Genomic DNA, 21,181 nt, shown 5'->3' on the forward strand with positions numbered 1-21,181 from the left:
ATCGGCTGAAATAAAGAGGCTCGGATGCTAAGTGTTTTTGTGAATCGAACTTATCGTCACTTGTTTGCTGCCCAAGTCATTGCTTTAATTGGAACTGGCCTCGCTACTGTGGCGCTAGGGTTATTAGCTTTTGATCTGGCAGGTAGTAATGCTGGTGTCGTTATGGGAACCGCATTGGCCATCAAGATGATTGCTTATGTTGGTATCGCCCCAATTGCAGCAGCCTTTGCCGAACGACTGCCCAAACGTACGATGTTGGTAACGCTAGATGTGATACGAGCAGGTGTCGCCCTGCTTTTGCCGTTTGTTTCGCAGATTTGGGAAGTTTACGTGCTGATCTTTGTATTGCAAGCTGCCTCAGCGGCCTTCACGCCGACTTTTCAAGCCACTATTCCTGATGTTCTGCCTGACGAGCAGGATTACACTAAAGCCTTATCACTTTCACGCCTTGCGTACGATATGGAAAGTCTGATAAGTCCCATGTTAGCAGCAGCATTGCTGACAGTAATGAGCTTTCATAATCTGTTTACGGGAACAGTGTTGGGATTTTTAGTCTCTGCCATATTGGTCGTATCGGTGGTACTACCCTCACATGCTATACCAGAGCGTCGTAGCATCTATGATAGAACTACGCGCGGTATTCGGATCTATTTAGCCACACCTCGATTGCGCGGATTGCTTGCAGTCAATGTTGCCGTTTCTGCCGCAGCGTCTATGGTTTTTGTAAATACGGTTGTAATCATTCAGGGTGGCATGGGACTCACTCAGAGTGCAGTGGCATTAGCCTTAGCGAGCTTTGGCGCTGGTTCTATGATTGCTGCATTGGCTTTGCCAAGCCTACTAAGTAAGCTGACAGACCGTAGGGTCATGTTAAGCGGTGTAGGGCTGTTAGTGGTGGGTATGTTCGCTGGTACATTGATGATGGGACAAAACTCACTTATGGCCTTATGGTTCGTGTTAGGTTTGGGTTATTCTGCTGCTCAAACTCCCTCTGGCCGCTTGCTATGGCGATCCTCACATCAAGAAGATCGCCCAGCACTGTTTGCCGCTCAGTTTGCTTTATCTCATGTCAGTTGGTTGGTATTTTACCCCTTGGCAGGTTGGTTAGGTGCTCATTACAGTATGACTGTTGCTTTTGCAGTATTAGGCGGTGCTGCTGCACTAGCGGTATGGGCGGCTTTTAGAGTCTGGCCGTCTATTGATTTAACAGAGATTGAACATGAGCATTTCAATCTACCAGAGGGTCATATCCATGCTACTGGATCTCCTACACCCAACGGGATACGACATACCCATCCTTTCGTAGTCGATGACTATCATCCGCGTTGGCCGAGCTCAGGTCATTGATTTTGAATCTGTATACAAGAAGGGGGTTGCCATTGCGGAAGCATTAGTGTTTGAAAAGGGCACTACCAAGGACTTTTTCTCAAAAAAAATGATATACGGCGCTGATATTCTGAAGCTTACTATGCTACTGATTTATCAAGGCACTTTCCTAGATTCAAATAACCCTATTCAGGTTTTATTAACTTCAACAGACATATGAGACAGTTGAGGTAAGGATTCTAATAATATTTTTTGTATTCTTCCGTACTTAAAGGGGATGGTGAGGACACTGAAAGGATGGCAGCTTGGTGGGTTGACGCAATTTTCCAGACATGAATATCGTTAATAATCGTATTTTTCTTATCGAGAGTCTGCGATATCTTCTCAAAAGTTGAAACATCAACAGATTTATCTAAAAGCACGGTACTCGATTCTTTGATCAATCCATAAGACCAGTGAAGAATCACTATTGCACCGACAATGCCCATGACAGGATCAATCCAGATGATGCCCATATATTTACCGGTTAATAACGCCACGATAGCAAGCACAGAAGTTAGGGCATCCGCTAAAACGTGTAAATAAGCCGCTTTCATATTGTGGTCATGGTCATGGTCATGGTCATGGTGATGGTCATCTTTAAGTATAAATGCCGATACTATGTTTACGATTAGACCAATAACAGCAACGATAATGGCTTCGTTAAAATATATATTATTTGGCTCTATTATTCGTTGGACTGATTCTAAAATCATTAATAATGCGACAATGGCTAATGCAATGGCACTCGCAAAACCACCGAGATAATTTACCTTGCCCGTACCAAAACTAAATAATTTATTATTAGCGTTCTTTTTAGCATACGAATAAGCAAAGATAGCGATAAGAAATGCGGCTGAATGTGTGCCCATGTGCCACCCATCAGCAAGTAATGCCATAGAGCCAGACCATGTACCAGCAGCGATCTCTAAAACCATGATTATCGTCGTCAACCAAAATACAATCTTTACTTTAGATTTGTTTTGGGCACTATCGACACCGAAATTATGAGAGTGTTCCCACTGAATACTTGATTCTTTCACGTTTTAAATCCTTAGCTGTATATAAAAAGATGGCAATCTTATGTATTATAAACATCATTAATAAATATACTACCCCCAGTATAATGTAAGGCAATAAAATAATGTCACACACTCAAAACAGTAAGAGCAAGCTACTAGGACGTATCAGACGTATCAAAGGTCAGTCAGTAGCAATAGAAGCGTCATTAGAAGGTAATCCTGAATGCATGGCTCTTTTGCAGCAAATAGCGGCATTAAAGGGCGCGGTGAATGGCCTTATGAAAGAAGTCTTGGAAGAGCATATAAGAGAACATTTAGGGGCAGAAGACATTACCCAACAACAACGACAACAAGAGATAGAAGATGTGTTATCTATCCTAAAAACTTACCTAAAGTAAAAAGATAAAAGTCTTTCAAAAAGAATGATTTTTTCATGTTGAAAGGTACACTGCTATGTACAATGAGCTGCTGTAAATAATGTAGGCTATTGTTATCATTAGCCTACAGCTGAAGGTTTAAGTCCCTCACTAGGGTACCGAACCAGTGAAAGCGCCTGACAATCTACCATTAGACTATACCTTAACAGTAAAATCATTAAATAATAACTCAACCTATCATTAGTCTTGTTTTACATATTAAACGATAGTATTATTCTTAAACACTAAATTACAAGTCTAAACGATAGGATAATGCTATGACAGTCAGAATTTATGTAAGAGCGAGCACTAAAGACCAAGATGCCAAGAGAGCCTTGTCTGAGTTGATTAGCTTTAGCAAAAGCTATGAAGATGACCATGCTGAGTATGTTGAAAATTACAGTGGTACTAAGTTAGATAGACCAGCGCTTACTAAATTGCTTGTTGATGCTAATCAAGACGATATATTGCTTGTTGAGAGTGTAGATAGATTGAGTAGATTATCCCAGGATGACTTTGCTATTTTAAAGCAAAGAATTAAAGACAAAGGGTTAAGGCTAGTAGTAGCAGACCTACCCACCACTCATACAATTAACGTTGGTATGAGTGGTGAAATTCTAAACGTAGTAAATAACATGCTCATAGACTTATTAGCTACGATGGCTAAATTAGATAATGACAAGCGTAGAGAGCGGATCAAACAGGGTTTAGCTAGAAGTGGTTATAAGCCCTCAGGTAAGAAGCCTAATATAGCAAAGCATAAACGTATCTTAGAATTAGATAGTCAAAACACTATGACAAAAGATGAGATAGCCAAGGCGGTTGGTGTTGGTGTGGCTACTGTCTATCGAGTATTAAAAGAGAGCTAGTGTCTTAGGTATTTTAGATAGATATACATCCTTTTCATTGCTCCTATTCATTAGTTTTAATATATGATACAAGTATTTATTAAGAGCTCCTTTGATAGGAGTTTTATATTTACCTTAACTCATAATACCGTCTATTAATATGACTCTATAATTAAAGCATTTGAAGGTTGAACTCAATGCAACTAAAACCTATCGCTGATGTACTCAATCCACTTAATTTAAATTCGCCCGACTTAGAAATGTTACGTCCAGATGAGAGACGATATACAACACTACTTATGCAACCTGATGGTCCTATATTCGCAAGTAAAGAAAGAATAGGAGCATTCGATCAAACTAAAGCCAAGATTAAAGGTAAAAAATTCTTAGAAACTGCAAATGAACGTGGTGCAACTCTTGCGATTACCCCTGAGTATTTTTTTGCCTTGGGATACCTTATCAGAAGGTATTGCAGGGGGTTAGTACCATCTGATAATGCTTTGTGGGTTCTTGGTACTGAAAGTATCACACAAGAGGGACTTGAAAGTTTCAAACAACAAGTTAGTGATCTGTGCATTATTATTCACGAGCCTTTAGAAGATCTTCCTCGAGATCGTCATCTTCTCGGTACGGTAGCACTTTTATTTCAGACAACACATATTGATGGCACAAAAAAACTCATAATATTAATTCAGTTTAAGACGTATCCATCTCGTGACGATTTGTTTTTTGAGGAATCTGTTTTAAGAAGAGGTTCGGTCGTTTACCAGTTCAAGGGTATTAATGGCCCATTAACTGCTGCCGTTATTATTTGTGCAGATGCTTTTGCTCTTGCTGAACTGGACCCTCAATCATTAAGTGACTTCAGTAATCAATCGACACTTATACATATCCAACTCAATCCCTGATCCTAGAAATTCTGCTTTTAGGAGGTATCGCACAGCTACTTTTGGTACTGATCCTAGGGTAACAAACTGTCATATTGTTTGTCTTAACTGGGCACAATCCATTGTGCAATGTGATGAGCAAGGAAACGGAATCCATGACTGGCAAAATATAGCAGGATCAACTTGGTACTGTCCTGCCGATTCATGTTCATACAAAGACGAAGTTATTTTGCCTAATCATAAACTTGGTTTGTACTATGCTTATATGAAAGAGCGTCGACACGCTTTACTCTTTCATTATGACGAGGCAGTATTTGAAATATTAGTTCCTAAGATTCTTAGTTTCGGAAATGCAGTTGTTGCCAATCGGAATGGTCCTGTTGCGGTAAGTCGATATGAATGGAAAGAAGACATTAATACGTGGAAGAATGATGTTCCTCCTCCCGAAACAGGTTTTGATAATTTGATAGACAAAACTCCTGATACACGATTAGCACTAACTCACGTATTATCAGAAAACAATGCTATGAATATCGAGCGAGTGCTTGCTTTGAGTGCAGGAGCTATACCTGGAGTAGATGACTGGTATATAGCTAAAAATATAGATTCGTGTCAAATAGAGAAAGATGAAATAATTAATAGAGTGACAGTGGCTCAAGACAATAGTGAGCCTGCCACAAATTTTCGAGATATGAGACTCAAACCAGTTACACATATTCATCATGAACTTATAAACTACGAAAAATGGCCTCCACAGGTTTCAGACATTGATAAGGGTTCCACAATAAACTGGTCAAAAAGAAGCCCTAATTTCAATGTATTAACTTCTGATAAAAAACCTACACTTATTGTTTATCTAGGAGATTCTCCGTCAGCTGATGAGCTAAGTAAAAAGGGGGATATGTTTTACCATCTATTGCGCAAAGAAGGCGGTCCTCATCAGAATCGATTTTGCCTTATATATCGAAAATATGGAGAAATAAAATTCGCTTCGATTCCTACAATGACTCGCATCGATAATCCTATAGAAGATCAAACTGACATTACGTCTGTTACTCCATTTTAAAACATGAGAAATAAAAATGAATGATGTAACCACAGTACTTGAAATAATAAAAAAACAATTTTCAAGCATCCAAGATTTAGGTAAGGGTTTATTCCGATGTGAGCGGTCTTATTCAGGAAAAGTTTTCGCCACAGTTTACTTTGATATTTCAGATGATGTAGTAAAACGTGCTAATAATTTGCACGATTTCCAAGAAGGTTTGTTAGGAGCTGACTTCTTCAAAGTAAATGTTGATAGACGTTGGAATAACTATTTGTATTTTTGGGCAGGTCCAAAATCAAAAAAAGATAGTAAATTTTCTGAAGCGAAGTCTTCTATCGAAAAGGATAGACACTTTGCTCGGAAGTTTGTCCTTTCAGCAGATGAACTCTCAGGACATCTTTGTAGTATAAGTAGCCAAACGTCGCAACCGCATATTAGCGAAGATGCTAGTGTTCGATGGGGAGAGTTGTTAACTTCTGCTTCACTTGGCATAATACTGGAGAAGCGTCCACGTACTCGAGTTATTGAACTTATAAGTTCTGGAGAGGCATTCGTTTTAGATAATAGTCCAGTAGATAAATCAGTTTTAAATTTCGACCAAGATCCATTGGGAACAGGGGTTTTTGCATCATTTACAGATTAATGGTTTTAGGCCAGCAATAAATGATAGCAAATTCTCATTTAGCAATGTAAACCTGATATTTGGTCAAAACGGTGCAGGTAAAACCTCTCTACTCGAATCAATAGAGGGTCTTTATTGTGGTCGAATACGGAGAGATTCTGATGCAAATATTAGTGGGATACAGGGTTGTTTAGAAATGCCGAATGGCTCTCTAGTTAATGTTAAGACTACAACTATTGCTTCAGTTATCAAAGAACGTAATCTCAGTTGGTATGGCCGATCTAATCAGCTATCAAGTGCGATTACAAACTCATTTACTAGATTCAACTTCCCTTGATACAGACGCCGCTTTTAGACTCGCAAGTGATAATAATGCTGAGGATATAAAGGAAGATCTTAGCCTTTTATTGGTTGGGCCTGAAGCTTCATCCCTATGGACATATATTAAAAAGATAAACAGCGATATAGCCGATAAATATTCTGAAGCTTGCAAACAAATTCCATTTCTTTTAAAAGAAACGGATTATTTAGGTCGTGAACTAAAGCGTTTAAAAGAGTCACCCTCTGAATCAGCCACTCTAATTAAAACATATCAAGCAGGTTTGCAAGCCATTGGTATCAAATGGGATCTAGTAGAAAAATCAACATCTATTAATTTGTCCGAAAGAACTGACTTAGAGTACTTATTGAGAGGCTTTAGGAGTGCTATTTCGGTTGTCCAATCTACATCAGTTACAAAACGATTGCTGCAAGACCACAAAATATTGGTTATGGAAACTATCAATACTTTAAATGATAGTGTCAAAGAGTTTAATGCTATAAGAAAAAAAACTATAGATACTGAAGCGCTGATGAGTAAATATAAATCTGACCTTCATCTACTCAGAAGCTGGATGACATATTGCGAGAATGGTGCTCCGATAGTTCATGAATCCATAGCTCAAAAAACCAAAGCTCTTTCAGTAGTGCGTAAAACCATCGGTGACATATTTATTGATGATGTATATGAACTGTCTGAAAAGTATGAGTTACATTCTATTAGTGATGCTTTGCAAGCTGCAACTGATAATTTGAAACGTGCAACACAAGAAGAAGCTTCTTTTATCAATAGTCTTGAGCAAATAGAAGGACTAGAGGAATCAGTAGACGCATTACGTAGTGATCTGCGTTCTGCAGTAATCTCCATTATAGATCGTACAGGAGATCCAAATCACTGTCCTGTATGTATGACATTTCATAAAGAAAATGAATTATTACAAAAGATTGAAAAGCTTACTTTAGCAGAGGTGTCATCGACTACCGAAACATTACGCCAATCTGTTAAGTCGGCGAAAATGTATGCACAACAAGAAAGAAATGAAATCAAGTCTTTAGAGGCTTTGAAACGTTTTGCCGATACAAATATGCTCTCTAGCAAGCTTGTTGTAGGTGATATTCAGGAATTACTATTATCAAAATATCATGATATTTCTGTTCTTAATGAAGAATTATCAAGTCTTGAGTCCAAATTTGAATCGCTAAGCTTGCTTGGCATAGACTGGAGTAAATATGATGAGATTCGCCATGCTGCAACTATAGTTTTAGGTAAAAATGGTCACGTCTCTTCTTTGGAAGATGTTAATAAACATATACTTCTATTAAATAAAAATATTGAGATAACGTTCAAAGAACTCTCAAATCTTAGGCTTAATTTGAAAGAAATAACTGAGAAATCTTTGCATGGTTCTGCGCCTATAATTGTTCCAAATGACTTAAGTATTACTCCAATAGGACTGTTATCAAATGTGAAAGAAATAGCCGACAACCTTGAAAGCTCGATTAATTTTTTACAAGCAGCCGAACAGCAGATTGATTTAGATAGTAAAGACTCTTTCGAGGAAATCATACTATCTCTAGAGCAAATTTTAAATGATTTTGACCGCGCTTATTATGCTTTTCAAAATGAAGTAGTAGCGAAAACAGAGTTAGTTAAGAAAATGGAAGAGCTGAGCAAATCTACCGAACAGCTATATAAATATTCTTTAAATCGGGATAATTTAGAGAAGGCAAAAGTTTTACTTGACCATATAATACAAGATTACTCTCTTGAAAAAGCAACACAAAAATCTCTTGAGTCTATTCGTACACATGTGAGTAGTATATTCTCAAGAGTTCATGCCCCAATTGAATATACACTTGGGGACTTTCAGAGTGAAACACTGCTAGTTAGTCGCTCAGGAACAAACCACGGTATAAATCAAGTAAGCACTGGTCAAAGAGCAGCATTTGCACTATCTATTTTTCTTGCTCTTAATCTAAGTGCAGAAAGTGCCCTCCAATCATTCTTATTGATGACCCTATAGCTCATATAGATGATTTAAATGCTCTCTCGTTTATAGATTATTTAAGAGATCTAGCGATTGAAACTAATAAGCAGATTTTTTTTGCTACAGCCGACTCAAAGCTTGCAGCCCTCTTTGAGAAAAAATTTGAGTTCCTAGGTGATCGCTATAAAAAAATTGTTCTAACCAAGTAAGCGACGTCTTCAATGGGTGAGTCATACAGTCTTTGAGCTATGCTGAAGAAACCGTAGAGGTAAACTTGGTAAACTAAGCGTATTAATCGGAGTTTACCATGACCAAGAAAGTAAGAACCTACAGTGACGAATTTAAAGCAGAAGCCGTTAAGAAGATAGCAGACAATAACGGTAATGTTTCAGCCACAGCCAAGCAACTTGGCATAGCGATGCAAACGTTATCGAACTGGTAGAACAAAGCCAATCAAGGCAAGCTTATTGGCACAGAACAATATGATCCTGATCTTATGAGTGCTCTTCAAGAAATAAAGCAGCTCAAGCGGCAGCTTAAAGTAGCCGAAGAGGAGCGCGAAATTCTAAAAAGGCGACGGCGTACTTCGCGAGAAACAGTTAGTCAGGTACGCCTTTATCAAAGACAACCAGTCCTCTTTCGCATCATCACTATGTGCCGTGTGTTAAGGGTTAAGCCATCAAGCTATTACGACTGGCTAAGTCGTGATCTCAGCGACCAACAGATACATCGCAACCAATCTGAATTACTGGTTAAAGCGGCTCACAATGAAACGAAAGAACGTTATGGCGCAGATCGACTGCATGCTCATCTAAGCGAGCAAGGCCATAACATTAGCCTGTATATGATAAGAAGCATCAAAGAGCAACACGGCATTAAATGTCGTAGTCATAAGCGCTTTAAAGTCACCACCGACTCCAATCACAACAAGCTGGTCTATCCAAACGTACTGGATCAGAAGTTTGATGCTAAGCGCCCTAACGAGTCGTGGGTCAGCGACATCACCTATATCTGGACGAATGAGGGTTGGCTGTACTTAGCAGGGGTCAAAGACTTATACACCAAAGAGCTGGTCGGTTACGCTATTAACAAGCGTATGACCGCAGATTTAGTTTGCAAAGCACTAAATATGGCCATCAAGAATAAACGTCCAAACAAAGGGCTAATCGTTCACTCTGACAGAGGCAGCCAGTATTGCAGTCACGCCTACCACAAGACCATTAAGCAGCATCAATTTATAGGCTCAATGAGCGGCAAAGGCAACTGTTTCGATAACGCTCCGATAGAAAGCTTCTGGGGCGTATTAAAGAATGAATTAGTATATCATCAAGACTATAAAACAAGGTTCACAGCCATCAATGATATTATCAGTTATATCGAGCTGTACCACAATCAGACGAGGATTCAAAAGGGTTTGGGCTATCAATCGCCAAGACAGGTGTGGTTTGATTATTATCGTCAGGCTGCGTAATTAAAATCTCCCAAGTTTATGTGTACGGATTTGACGGCAGGGGTCACTTTTACAATTTAATAATTGCATCGATTTCCTGATATGAGCGGTTCAATCCTAATAGGCTATTAATACACAACATATGTTAGAGTATAGGCTATCACTAACGCTAGCTATATAGGAAACGTACTGCCATGGCTGGTATCAACAAATTAGAATTATCCGAAGCGGACATTATCAGTAAGTTCATTCTACCTGCCGTTATCGGTTCAGGCTGGGATGACATGACCCAAATTCGTGAAGAGGTTAAGCTTCGTGATGGTAAGGTTATCGTTCGCGGTCAAATGGCAGTACGTAAAACAGTCAAGTCTGCTGACATTGTTTTATATCACAAGCCTAATCTGCCGCTTGCTGTTATCGAGGCCAAAGCTAATAAACACTCTATTGGTAAAGGTATGCAGCAAGCGCTTGATTATGCTGGGCTGCTCGAAGTACCGTTTGTATTTTCATCTAATGGTGATGGCTTTATTTTTCATGATAAAACCAATAGCACTATCCTCGAAACAGAGATTTCACTATCAGACTTCCCAACACCAGCTGAGCTATGGGATAAGTATTGTCAGTGGAAAGGCTATACGCAAGCTCAGTTGCCTATCATCACTCAAGACTATCATGATGATGGCAGTGGTAAGTCACCACGCTACTATCAGCTACAAGCCATCAATAAGACCATAGAGGCCATTGCTTGCGGACAGAATCGTATCCTGCTCGTGATGGCAACAGGAACGGGCAAAACCTACACTGCCTTTCAAATCATTTGGCGTCTGTGGAAAGCGAGAGAAAAAAAGCGCATTTTGTTTTTAGCTGACCGCAATATTTTAGTCGATCAAACTCGCGTTAATGACTTTCAGCCTTTTGGCACTGCGATGACCAAAATAGAAGGTCGTACGGTTGATCCTGCCTTTGAGATTCATCTTGGCTTATATCAAGCGTTAACAGGCCCAGAAGAGCATCAGAAAGCCTTTAAACAGGTTGCACCAGACTTCTTTGACCTAATTGTCATTGACGAGTGCCACAGAGGCAGCGCTGCTGAAAACAGTGCTTGGCGTGAGATATTGGAATACTTTAATAGCGCTACGCAGGTCGGTTTGACAGCGACCCCTAAAGAGACTGAAGAGGTATCTAATTCTTATTACTTTGGCGACCCTCTTTATACTTATACCTTAAAGCAAGGTATCGAAGATGGATTTTTAGCGCCCTATAAAGTGGTTCGGGTTGATATCGATATTGATATGCAAGGCTGGCGTCCAACGAAAGGACAGACAGATAAGCATGGTCAACTGATTGAGGATCGTATCTATAATCAGAAAGATTTTGATCGTAGTTTGGTGATTGATGAGCGTACTGAGTTGGTGGCACAGACCATCACTAGCTACCTTCAGCGCACTGACCCCATGGCCAAAACCATTGTATTCTGTAATGATATTGATCATGCAGAGCGGATGCGCCGTGCTTTGATTAACTGCAACCCAGAGCAAGTCAAAAAGAACGAAAAGTATGTTATGAAAATCACGGGCGATGATGAGTTAGGCAAAGCGCAGCTTGATAACTTTATCAATCCAAAAAACCTTATCCTGTGATAGCGACGACCTCAGAGCTGATGACAACAGGCGTCGATGCTCAAACCTGTAAGCTCATCGTGTTAGATCAAAACATCAAATCGATGACTAAGTTTAAGCAGATTATCGGCCGTGGCACCCGTATCAATGATAAATACGGCAAGCTATGGTTTACGATTCTCGACTTCAAAAAAGCAACTGAGCTATTCGCAGATGAGCGCTTTGATGGTGTTCCTGAACGTATCATGACTGTGACGCCATCGCAGATTAATGAAGGCAGCGACGAGCTTGACGAAGTGGTAGATGGAGAGTCAGACGCAGAATTAGATATTGTCAATGGCACTGACCCAGCCTATACAAACCAGAGTGATGATAGCGGCTTTGATTTAGGGGCTGGTATGGGTGATGACATAGGTGTCAGTGAACCCGCGAAAAAATACCATGTGAAAGGTGTAGCTGTCCAAGTCATGGCGCAGCGTATCCAGTATTATGATACTGACGGTAAGCTAGTCACCGAGTCATTTCAGGACTATACTCGCAAAACCTTCAGCAAGCAGTTCGCTAGTTTGGATGAGTTTATAAAGCGTTGGAACGAAACTGAGCGTAAACAAACCATCATTGATGAGCTGGCAAATGCTGGTATTATTTGGGAAGTATTGCAGGAAGAGATCGGGTCAGATATGGACCCCTTCGACCTGATTTGTCATGTGGTTTATGACCAACCGCCCTTGACCCGTCGTGAACGTGCGGATGAAGTCAAAAAGCGCAATTACTTTACTAAATACTCAGATACCGCTCAAAAAGTACTGAATGCCTTGCTCGATAAATATGCTGATGCGGGTGTAGAAGAGATCGAAAGCTTGAACGTGCTTAAAGTAAAACCACTTGATCAGCTAGGTAGCCCGATGGAAATTGTCAGAGAAGGCTTTGGTAGCAAAAAAGACTATCAGCAAGCCATCAGTGATCTTGAAAACGAAATCTATTGGGCACCGCCACCCAAACAAGCTTAAGTAACTAGAAAAAATTAGCTACAATCCATATATCTAAGCCTCTTATTGAGGCTTGTTTTATTCATACTGTTTATTAAAACCTATCGTTTATTAAAAAGAGAAACTACATGTCAATCAGTTCGGTTATTAAGTCTATTCAAGATATCATGCGTCAAGATGCTGGTGTCGATGGTGATGCCCAACGTTTAAGCCAATTGTCATGGCTATTGTTTCTCAAAATATTTGATGCACAAGAAGAAGCGCTTGAGTTCGAACAAGAAAACTATAAGACCCCCATCCCTGAGCAATACCTTTGGCGTAATTGGGCGGCTGATCCCGAAGGTATCACTGGTGATGAGTTACTAGAGTTCGTAAACGATGAAATATTCGTTGAGCTAAAAAACCTGACAGCGCCAGTAGATACTAACCCACGTGGCTTTGTGGTGCGTCAAGGTTTGAGCGATGCCTACAACTATATGAAAAACGGCACGCTGCTACGCCAAGTAATTAACAAGCTCAATGAAGTGGACTTCAATCGTTCAGATGAGCGCCATCTGTTTGGTGATATTTATGAGCAACTGCTACGTGATTTACAGAGTGCGGGTAATGCAGGTGAGTTCTATACCCCTCGTGCCGTGACGCGCTTCATCGTTGACCGTGTCGATCCAAAGCTGGGTGAGCGCATTATGGATCCAGCCTGTGGTACAGGTGGATTTTTGGCCTGTTCGTTTGATCATGTCAAAAACAACTATGTTGCAACTGCTGAAGATCACCAAGTACCACAGCAGCAGATTTTAGGGTTTGAAAAGAAACAACTGCCACATTTGCTTTGCACGACCAATATGATGCTGCATGGCATCGAAGTACCCGTACAGATACGTCACGATAACACCCTAAATAAGCCGCTATCGAGCTGGGACAGTGATATTGATGTCATCGTAACCAACCCACCTTTTGGCGGCACTGAAGAGCATGGTATAGAAAAGAACTTCCCTGCTGAGCTCCAAACACGCGAAACGGCAGATTTGTTTTTACAATTAATCATCGAGGTCTTGAAAGATAAAGGTCGTGCTGCTGTTGTGTTGCCTGATGGCACCTTGTTTGGTGAAGGGGTAAAAACTAAGCTAAAGAAAATGCTGACAGAAGAATGTAATCTGCACACCATCGTGCGCCTGCCAAATGGTGTGTTTAACCCCTATACAAGCATTAAAACCAATATTCTCTTCTTTACCAAAGGTCAGCCAACCAAAGATATTTGGTTTTATGAGCATCCTTATCCTGAAGGCGTCAAAAACTATAGCAAAACCAAACCAATGAAGTTCGAAGAGTTTCAAACAGAGATTGATTGGTGGGTGATGAATCTGATGGTTTTACCAGTCGTATCGAAAACAATCAGGCTTGGAAGGTCAGCATTGATGAAGTCATCGAGCGTAACTATAACCTCGATATCTCCAACCCCTACCAAGGTGAAGTCATTGATTATGATCCTAATAAGCTACTGGCTGACTATACTAAACAGCAACAGAGCATCGATACGTTACGCAGCCAATTAAAAGACGTGCTGGCGCTGCGCTGTCTGCTAACACGACAGAGGGCAAGTAGCTATGAATGTAAAGACGAGCTTAGAGATGAGTAAAGACATAAGCAAGCCAGAGCAGCTAATCACTGAACATATCGATATCTGGACCAGCGCTATACTAGCTAAGTCGACTAGTGGACGTGGCAGCAGTAAAAAGTATGAGCTGTATGGTATTACTAAATTACGTGAACTGATCTTGGAGTTAGCTGTATATGGAAAGTTAATTCCACAAGATCCTACGGATGAGCCCGCTGCGGTTTTACTTGAACGTATTGCGGTAGAAAAATCTCAGTTAGTCAAAGATAAAAAGATAAAAAAGCAAAAAGCATTGCCGTCATTGGAAGAAGCTGGAGTTGAGCAGAATACTTTACCACAGGGATGGACGTGGGCATTTATGCCTCAAGTGATAGCCCACGATGACTATGCAATTAAGAGAGGACCTTTTGGGAGTGCTTTAAAAAAAGCATATTTTGTTAATTCTGGCTATAAAGTATATGAGCAGCAGCATGCAATAAACGATGATTTTTCACGTGGAGAATATTATATTGATGAGACAAAGTTTAATGAGCTGAAAGCATTTGAAGTTAAGCCTTATGACTTGATTATTAGTTGCTCTGGTACTGTTGGTAAAGTCGCAATAGCCCCACCAAATATGGAGAGAGGAGTCATTAACCAAGCTTTACTTAAAATAGCTTTGAATAATAATGCACTTATAAATGAATATTTTAAAATCTTATTCCCTGCCTTTTTTATGCGTACAGATACATTGTCTGATCTAAAGGGGACCGCCCAAAAGAATATGGTTTCAGTTGATACATTAAGGAAAGAACCATTTCCATATCCTCCATTAGCAGAACAACGCCGCATCGTCGCTAAAGTCGATGAGCTGATGCTGCTATGTGATCAGCTAGAGCAGCAAACCGAAGCCAGTATCGACGCTCACGCGACGCTTGTAGAAGTATTATTATCCACGTTGACAGATAGTGCGGACGCTGATGAGCTAGCACAAAATTGGGCAAGAATTGCCGAGCATTTCGATAGCCTATTTACGACCGAGCAAAGCATTGACGCTCTAAAGCAAACCGTTTTGCAATTGGCAGTGATGGGTAAGCTAGTTTCACAGAGTTCAGATGACGAACCTGCTTCAGTATTGTTAGAAAAGATTGCGGAAGAGAAAGAGCAGTTGATTCAAGAGAAGAAGATTAAACCACGTAAAGCATTACCACCTATTGAAGATGAAGAAAGATTATTTGATTTGCCCTTAGGTTGGGAATGGTGTCGATTAGATGATATATGCGATGGTATAACTTCTGGATCAACGCCACCTAAGAGTTCATTTATAGATGATACAGGTATCCCATACTTGAAGGTTTATAATATAAGAAACCAAAAATAGATTTTGAATACCAACCACAATTTATTGAGGAAGGTTATCACTCTTCAAGTTTGAAGCGCTCTCAGCTTTGCCCAGGAGATGTGATAATGAATATCGTGGGTCCACCTCTTGGAAAGATAGCTATTATTCCCGATACCTATCCAGAATGGAACTGCAATCAGGCCATTGTGATGTTTAGACCATTCATTTCGAATCTAAATAAATTTATCTATACCTACTTAGTTTCAGGTATGTTTCTTGATAAAATTGCGCTTATAGGAACAGCTGGTCAGGACAATATTTCAGTCACAAAAGTCGTTCAATCTTATTACCAACACCACCTCTTGCAGAACAACATCGCATTGTTGCTAAAGTCGATGAACTAATGGCTATTTGCGATCAGCTAAAAGAGAAGCTAAAGCAGTCCCAAGAGACGCAAGTTCAGCTTACCGATGCGTTGGTTGATCGGGCTTTAGGGTGAGTTTTAGTGTTAGAGCAATCATGTTTTATATGCTTTGGTAAAACTAAAAGAAATAAATAAGACCTTCTATTAACAGCGATATTTTAAAATCAGGTATAATAACCTTGTACGTATAAGTCGTATTGTGCAGAATTAAAAGTGCACAATGCTATTATAGTTGTTAAGGCTATATTATTAGGCGTCTTGTGCATAAATTAGGGGTTATAATTTTCATAGGTGTGCCCTTTAACATTGCCAGTTATGCGTTATTGACACATATGGTCGCGCAAGTGTGTGATCTGGAGGTTAGTGAGTTTGTTTGGACAGGTGGTGATTGCCACATTTACCAAAACCACCGCGAGCAGGCTGAGCTACAACTGACACGTTCGCTATATACACCGCCAACATTGACGCTGAACCCAGAGGTGAAAGATATTTTTGCCTTTGAATACGACGATATTAGCGTCAATAACTATGAGTCTCATCCGACCATCAAAGCCAAAGTCGCCGTTTAAAATACGTCTTGTGCACGACAATAAATAAGACTGTGATTTAAAAATATAGACGTTTAAAAATATAATAGAAAGGACCCATTATGAGCTATGCCCACACTGAAGTTGCCCAAATCGCCGCCATAAGTAGCAATCGCTGTATCGGTAAAAACAACGAGCTACCGTGGCATATCTCACAAGACCTGCAGCACTTCAAAAAATGACCACACGTGACTCGCAAAATACGGCCTCTAGTAGCGATATTCAGGGCATCGTCATTATGGGTCGTAAGACGTTTGAATCCATGGGTAGCAAGCCTTTACCAAAGCGTGTGTGCTTTATCATCTCTACCCAAATGGACTATGCAGAACAGCAAGGACTGGTCGGACATGAATACGCGCATGTGGTGCATAATTTAGATGATGCGCTCACTCATGCCGCAAGTTTGGCACATGGGCTACATCTGGAGACGATCTGGGTGATTGGCGGTGAGCGCGTCTTTAGCGAAGCACTGATGTATACCGACCGCATTGAGCTGACCCACGTAGATACTGATATTACGGATGGCGATGCGTTCTATCCTGAGCTACCAGATCGCTTCAAAGTAGCAGAAGAATCTGAGCAAATGCACGATGAAAAAAGTGATTTGAGCTTTAAATTTGTGACTTATAAGGTAGAGAAGACTGACCAATAGTATTTGATTGACTCAAAAGGGCTGCCGCAGATAAATTAAATTATCTGCGGCAGCCCTTTTTGGACGTTATCAAATCACTGGTAGAAACAATAGATCAAGCTATTCATGTAATACTTTATAAACCGTCTTTGCCAGTACAGGGCCAATTCCCTGCACACCGGCTAGTTCCTGCTGTGACGCGCCAAGCAATTGCTGCATACCGCCAAAGTGATTAAGCAAATCACGACGGCGTTTTTCACCCAGACCTGGAATGACCTCAAGTACCGATGAGGAGCGGCGCTTGTCGCGTTTTTTGCGGTGCGCGGTGATCGCAAAACGATGCGCCTCATCGCGAATATGCATCAGTAAATGCAGCGCCTTGCTGTCCATGGGCAGATCCAGCGGCTCATGATCGATAAAATGTAATACTTCTAAACCCGCCTTGCGCCCTTCTCCCTTTTGCCACACTCACAAGCAACGTGTCATTTAAAATACCCAGCTCGGTCAAGACGTCTTTGGCGATATTAAGCTGACCTTTCCCACCATCAATCAGCAACAAATCAGGCAACGGCTGCTTCTTATATCGCCTTGTCAGCACTTGCTTCATGGCTGCATAGTCATCGCCGCCTTGGATATCATGAATGGCATATTGACGGTAATCACGCCTGCGCGCACCGCCTTGATCAAATACGACGCAGCTACCAATGGTCGCCTCGCCCATGGTATGCGAGATATCAAAACACTCAATGCGATCAATGGTGCGATCAGTCACCTCAGCCAGTACGTCTTTTAGTGCGCCAAAGCGTGCGTGCAGCTCTAAATAATCACCAAGCTTAGTCTTTAGGGCATTACTGGTATTGAGTGTTGCCAAATCCAGCCATTCTGAGCGATGCTCACGCACATTGGTTTTGATGACTACTTTGCTGCCAAAATGCGTTGCCAGTGCTTCGCTTACCGCTACCTGATCAGGAATCTCATGGCTTAATATAATCTCGGCTGGCAGATCGTCCGTCACCTGAAAATAAAACGAGGTAATAAAAGCTGATAGGTTATCTGCTAGCGGCTCGCTACTGTCCACATCAGGGAAATAGTTTTTACCGCCTAACACGCGACCACCGCGCACGGTCAGCACGTTGACGCAAGTCATGCCCGCTTGACTGGCAATGGCAATCACATCTGCCTCACCTTGCACCGTATAGACAGCTTGCCTTGCCTGCACTTCGCGTAGCATCGACAATTGATCACGGTACAATACCGCCTTTTCAAAATCTAACGCTTCGGCAGCGTCTTCCATTTTCTCGATCAGCGTACTATGAATATCACTAGAGTCGCCCTTCAAAAAGCGAATGGTGTTATTCACATCTTCTGCATACTCTTCCGGCGATACCAGTCCAACGCAGGGCGCGCGGCAACGCTTAATCTGATACTCCAGACAAGGGCGCTGGCGCTGCTTAAAAAAGGTGTTGGTACATTGGCGCATTTGAAACATTTTTGCATCAACACCAGCGTTTCTTTTGCTGCATGGGCAGAGGGAAATGGGCCAAAGAAACGACCTTTTGGTGATTGCCTTTGCCGCGTCCATACGCCAAACGTGGATAAGGCTTATCCGCTGAGATAAACACGTATAGATACGACTTATCATCACGTAGCAAGACGTTATAAGGCGGGCGATACTCTTTAATTAAGTTCTGCTCGAGCAACAACGCCTCGGTCTCACTACGCGTGATAATGGTCTCAATATTATGAATCCGTGCCACCAGTGCCCGCGTTTTTGGATGATCGATCGTCTTGGCAAAGTAACTATTCACACGGCTTTTTAGCGACTTGGCTTTACCAACGTATAAAATATCGCCGTTTTTGCCCAGCATCTTATATACCCCTGGCAAATTAGGCAAGTTCTTGATCAGATGCTTAAGACGGGCTTTTTGTCATCGACAGGATTCAATTCTGAGACAGTAACCATAGAATGTATTGCTCTTAAAAATCTTAGTAATACTGCTAGTTATGGGGCAGGAATCGTGGTTTTGCAAGCTGATTATTGCCTCGATAGCACGCACAAAAAAGCCAGCTTTATGCTGACTTCGTTTGTTCGATTATATGCTAATTATCAATGGTCTAATGACGGAAGTTTGCCATTAATGCTGGAATACCTGGCAACATACCGACGATAGCCATCACGCCAGTCAGTACCACGAACATAATACCTGGTATGATCCATCGGCTCATTTTTAGTCAAATTAGCACTGCGCTCTTTTGAGCCAATCAAGCCCAAATTATCAAGCAATAGCGTGAGTGACCAACCAAAGGCTGGGTTCACTAAGGCAGAAGCAAACACCACAATAGCAGCAGACTGCGTGGTTTTACCTTCGCGCGTCATCTCCATGCCAGCCTCTAAGAGTGGGATGAAAACCCCAACGATCAATGCCACGCACATCACGGGTTGCCAGATGGCCAAATCCATTGGATAGCCCCAAACACCTGCGATAATACAGAACAAGGCCGTCAATAGCGCACCAGCAGGAATCGGACGCCTAGCAATCGCTGCAGGGACAATATACGTTCCCCAAGATGACGCAAAGTTGGCACCGCCTAGCACAGAGCCTGCGACCTGACGAAATGAAGCGCTGGTCATCGTGTCATCGATGTCCATGAGCACTTTTTCAGTACGCTTAGGGTAGCTGATTTTTTGGAATACCTGATGACCCAAGAAATCTGGTGACCACATAGCAACTGCCAAGATAGCAAACGGCAATACCACAATGAAGCTTTCAATCGTCGGTAGCCCTAACATCCAACCTGTATTCTCACCCCACCAATACATTGGGTTCATATGCGGTAGACCTGGTGCCGTTTTGAACGCAAAAGGTGCGCCTAGTGTAAAAGCAAGACCGCCACCTAACACGCAACTGAGCGGAACCGCAAGCCAGCGCTTTTGCCAATGCTCAAGCAATGCATATAGCAGGATAGTCGCTAGAATAATAAAGAAAGCAATGTGCGACATACCAATCCCCTTCTGCCCAAGCAAAAGGTTCTTAACCTGTGACGTCGTACCGATAAACCCTAAGTAAATTAAGAGACCACCGCATACACCTTTACTGGTTAAATTGGCCAGTAAGCTTCCTCCTTTACTAATAGCAAGCAGCAGGCCAAAAGCCCCAATGAGTAGGCCAAAAGCCATTGGATGCCCACCTGCAGCAACGACAATGGGAATCAATGGAATAAGTGGCCCATGAGTACCAGCGAGGTTGGCTGTCGGTAGCAGAAATCCAGAAAATAAGATAATAAAGAACGAGACAATCAACAGCTCATAACGAACGTTTTCTAAAACAAACGCATCACCTAAGCCGAGTGGTCCTGCAAAAGTTGCTGCAATAGCGCCCACCATGACCACTTTACCGATGGTCGCTGCCATCGCTGGGATAGTATCTTCATACTCAAAACGATAATCACGAAATGGTAGATTGGGACGCCAGCGTTTTGGCTGCATGATTTGCAATTCGTGGTTAAGATAGGCATCTCGACTGTCGAAGCTTGAGCTTGGCTTATGCAAATCTATATAACTGCCTTGCAATTCGCTGTCTTGATTGGCTGGGTTTGGTCGCGGCGTATTAGACCCTGAAGATGAGGCCTGAATGTTACTCATCACATTTCCTTGTGTCGATTAGGTTTTGATTGAATATTTTTTTGGTTTGGCGTTAGCTAAATGACCAATCAGTCATGATAAGCGGAAAACCATTGTATGTTAAGGCATAAGGAAATGCGAATTTAAGGTGAATTAAAAAGACTACATATATCGTTATAAAAATAAATTAAAGTTTTCATTGAATACAATAACAAACTTAATAGGAAACTATTGGGAATAAACAGCACTAATTTGGACATAAAATTAAATTAAAGGCCAATTTTCTTAAGAATAACTGACATCTGAACATTTTTTATCATATAACTAAATACTAAAGATAGTCATATTAAATATTGCTTTGCGATAACTATAAAGACTATGCTTAGTTACGCTTTGAAACTAGCGAGCG

The 21,181-nt window shown here is 41.2% G+C and carries 14 protein-coding genes and 5 pseudogenes; 16 read left to right on the forward strand and 3 right to left on the reverse strand.

The features are described from left to right. Positions 1-24 precede the first annotated feature (24 nt). Positions 25-1,347, forward strand: a complete 1,323-nt coding sequence (locus tag PKHYL_RS15770) for an MFS transporter (RefSeq protein ID WP_101204371.1) — start codon at positions 25-27, stop codon at positions 1,345-1,347. A 218-nt stretch (positions 1,348-1,565) separates the two neighbouring features. On the opposite strand, the gene dmeF is transcribed toward PKHYL_RS15770, so the two are convergent. Beyond that, the gene (dmeF, locus tag PKHYL_RS15775) at positions 1,566-2,408 is read right to left on the reverse strand and encodes a CDF family Co(II)/Ni(II) efflux transporter DmeF (protein WP_240365580.1); all 843 of its coding nucleotides are present in this window, start codon (positions 2,406-2,408) and stop codon (positions 1,566-1,568) included. Between the two features lie 101 nt (positions 2,409-2,509). Between dmeF and PKHYL_RS15780 the strand changes: the two genes are divergently transcribed. From PKHYL_RS15780 to PKHYL_RS15840, 15 genes and pseudogenes are all read left to right on the forward strand, one after another. After that, positions 2,510-2,785 carry a metal/formaldehyde-sensitive transcriptional repressor gene (locus PKHYL_RS15780; protein WP_101204373.1) on the forward strand — a complete coding sequence of 92 codons (276 nt, stop codon included), beginning with the start codon at positions 2,510-2,512 and terminating at the stop codon, positions 2,783-2,785. A gap of 296 nt (positions 2,786-3,081) precedes the next feature. Beyond that, entirely contained in the window at positions 3,082-3,672 is a 591-nt protein-coding gene (locus PKHYL_RS15785) for a recombinase family protein (protein WP_025646108.1), read from the forward strand. A gap of 176 nt (positions 3,673-3,848) precedes the next feature. Further along, positions 3,849-4,559: a hypothetical protein gene (locus PKHYL_RS15790; RefSeq protein ID WP_240365581.1), complete on the forward strand. Its 711-nt coding sequence runs from the start codon at positions 3,849-3,851 to the stop codon at positions 4,557-4,559. Between the two features lie 103 nt (positions 4,560-4,662). Continuing rightward, a complete protein-coding gene (locus tag PKHYL_RS15795) occupies positions 4,663-5,604 on the forward strand; it encodes a hypothetical protein (RefSeq protein ID WP_240365582.1) in 942 nt (313 codons plus the stop codon). Positions 5,605-5,620: 16 nt separating this feature from the next. Then, positions 5,621-6,229 (forward strand): hypothetical protein, encoded by a 609-nt coding sequence (locus PKHYL_RS15800; RefSeq protein ID WP_240365583.1) that lies wholly within the window; start codon positions 5,621-5,623, stop codon positions 6,227-6,229. Beyond that, positions 6,210-6,545, forward strand: a complete 336-nt coding sequence (locus PKHYL_RS19115) for an AAA family ATPase (RefSeq protein ID WP_442966088.1) — start codon at positions 6,210-6,212, stop codon at positions 6,543-6,545. Before PKHYL_RS15800 ends, PKHYL_RS19115 begins: the two co-directional genes overlap by 20 nt. Then, complete coding sequence (locus tag PKHYL_RS15805; RefSeq protein ID WP_240365584.1) at positions 6,445-8,550, forward strand: hypothetical protein; 2,106 nt, start codon at positions 6,445-6,447, stop codon at positions 8,548-8,550. Before PKHYL_RS19115 ends, PKHYL_RS15805 begins: the two co-directional genes overlap by 101 nt. A gap of 271 nt (positions 8,551-8,821) precedes the next feature. Next, positions 8,822-8,956 (forward strand): transposase, encoded by a 135-nt coding sequence (locus PKHYL_RS19120; RefSeq protein WP_442966089.1) that lies wholly within the window; start codon positions 8,822-8,824, stop codon positions 8,954-8,956. 54 nt (positions 8,957-9,010) lie between these two features. Then, entirely contained in the window at positions 9,011-9,985 is a 975-nt protein-coding gene (locus tag PKHYL_RS15810) for an IS3 family transposase (protein ID WP_442966090.1), read from the forward strand. A 182-nt stretch (positions 9,986-10,167) separates the two neighbouring features. Next, a pseudogene (hsdR, locus tag PKHYL_RS15815) lies at positions 10,168-12,593 on the forward strand (EcoAI/FtnUII family type I restriction enzme subunit R). A 107-nt stretch (positions 12,594-12,700) separates the two neighbouring features. Then, entirely contained in the window at positions 12,701-14,125 is a 1,425-nt protein-coding gene (locus tag PKHYL_RS15820) for a type I restriction-modification system subunit M (RefSeq protein ID WP_442966091.1), read from the forward strand. Between the two features lie 75 nt (positions 14,126-14,200). After that, positions 14,201-15,547 (forward strand): restriction endonuclease subunit S, encoded by a 1,347-nt coding sequence (locus tag PKHYL_RS15825; RefSeq protein ID WP_240365585.1) that lies wholly within the window; start codon positions 14,201-14,203, stop codon positions 15,545-15,547. Between the two features lie 86 nt (positions 15,548-15,633). Continuing rightward, positions 15,634-15,912 (forward strand): hypothetical protein, encoded by a 279-nt coding sequence (locus PKHYL_RS15830; protein WP_240365586.1) that lies wholly within the window; start codon positions 15,634-15,636, stop codon positions 15,910-15,912. Between the two features lie 301 nt (positions 15,913-16,213). Beyond that, positions 16,214-16,501: pseudogene (gene thyA / locus PKHYL_RS15835) on the forward strand (thymidylate synthase); the annotation flags it as partial. 80 nt (positions 16,502-16,581) lie between these two features. Continuing rightward, positions 16,582-17,171 (forward strand): annotated as a pseudogene (locus PKHYL_RS15840) (dihydrofolate reductase). 99 nt (positions 17,172-17,270) lie between these two features. Here the strand turns inward: PKHYL_RS15840 and uvrC are convergent. After that, a pseudogene (uvrC, locus tag PKHYL_RS17845) lies at positions 17,271-19,113 on the reverse strand (excinuclease ABC subunit UvrC). Between the two features lie 152 nt (positions 19,114-19,265). After that, positions 19,266-20,793 (reverse strand): annotated as a pseudogene (locus PKHYL_RS15860) (DUF3360 family protein). Between the last annotated feature and the right edge of the window lie 388 nt (positions 20,794-21,181).

The sequence above is a fragment of the Psychrobacter sp. KH172YL61 genome (assembly GCF_007182895.1).
Lineage (GTDB): Bacteria > Pseudomonadota > Gammaproteobacteria > Pseudomonadales > Moraxellaceae > Psychrobacter > Psychrobacter pacificensis.

What these genes read in the sequence shown, in the direction of transcription:
- PKHYL_RS15810 (WP_442966090.1), top strand. Translation starts at nt 9,011, where the DNA reads ATGAGTGCTCTTCAAGAAATAAAGCAGCTCAAGCGGCAGCTTAAAGTA.
- PKHYL_RS15825 (WP_240365585.1), top strand. Translation starts at nt 14,201, where the DNA reads ATGAGTAAAGACATAAGCAAGCCAGAGCAGCTAATCACTGAACATATC.
- PKHYL_RS15790 (WP_240365581.1), top strand. Translation starts at nt 3,849, where the DNA reads ATGCAACTAAAACCTATCGCTGATGTACTCAATCCACTTAATTTAAAT.
- PKHYL_RS15820 (WP_442966091.1), top strand. Translation starts at nt 12,701, where the DNA reads ATGTCAATCAGTTCGGTTATTAAGTCTATTCAAGATATCATGCGTCAA.
- PKHYL_RS15785 (WP_025646108.1), top strand. Translation starts at nt 3,082, where the DNA reads ATGACAGTCAGAATTTATGTAAGAGCGAGCACTAAAGACCAAGATGCC.
- PKHYL_RS15770 (WP_101204371.1), top strand. Translation starts at nt 25, where the DNA reads ATGCTAAGTGTTTTTGTGAATCGAACTTATCGTCACTTGTTTGCTGCC.
- PKHYL_RS19120 (WP_442966089.1), top strand. Translation starts at nt 8,822, where the DNA reads ATGACCAAGAAAGTAAGAACCTACAGTGACGAATTTAAAGCAGAAGCC.
- PKHYL_RS15780 (WP_101204373.1), top strand. Translation starts at nt 2,510, where the DNA reads ATGTCACACACTCAAAACAGTAAGAGCAAGCTACTAGGACGTATCAGA.
- PKHYL_RS15830 (WP_240365586.1), top strand. Translation starts at nt 15,634, where the DNA reads ATGAATATCGTGGGTCCACCTCTTGGAAAGATAGCTATTATTCCCGAT.
- PKHYL_RS15800 (WP_240365583.1), top strand. Translation starts at nt 5,621, where the DNA reads ATGAATGATGTAACCACAGTACTTGAAATAATAAAAAAACAATTTTCA.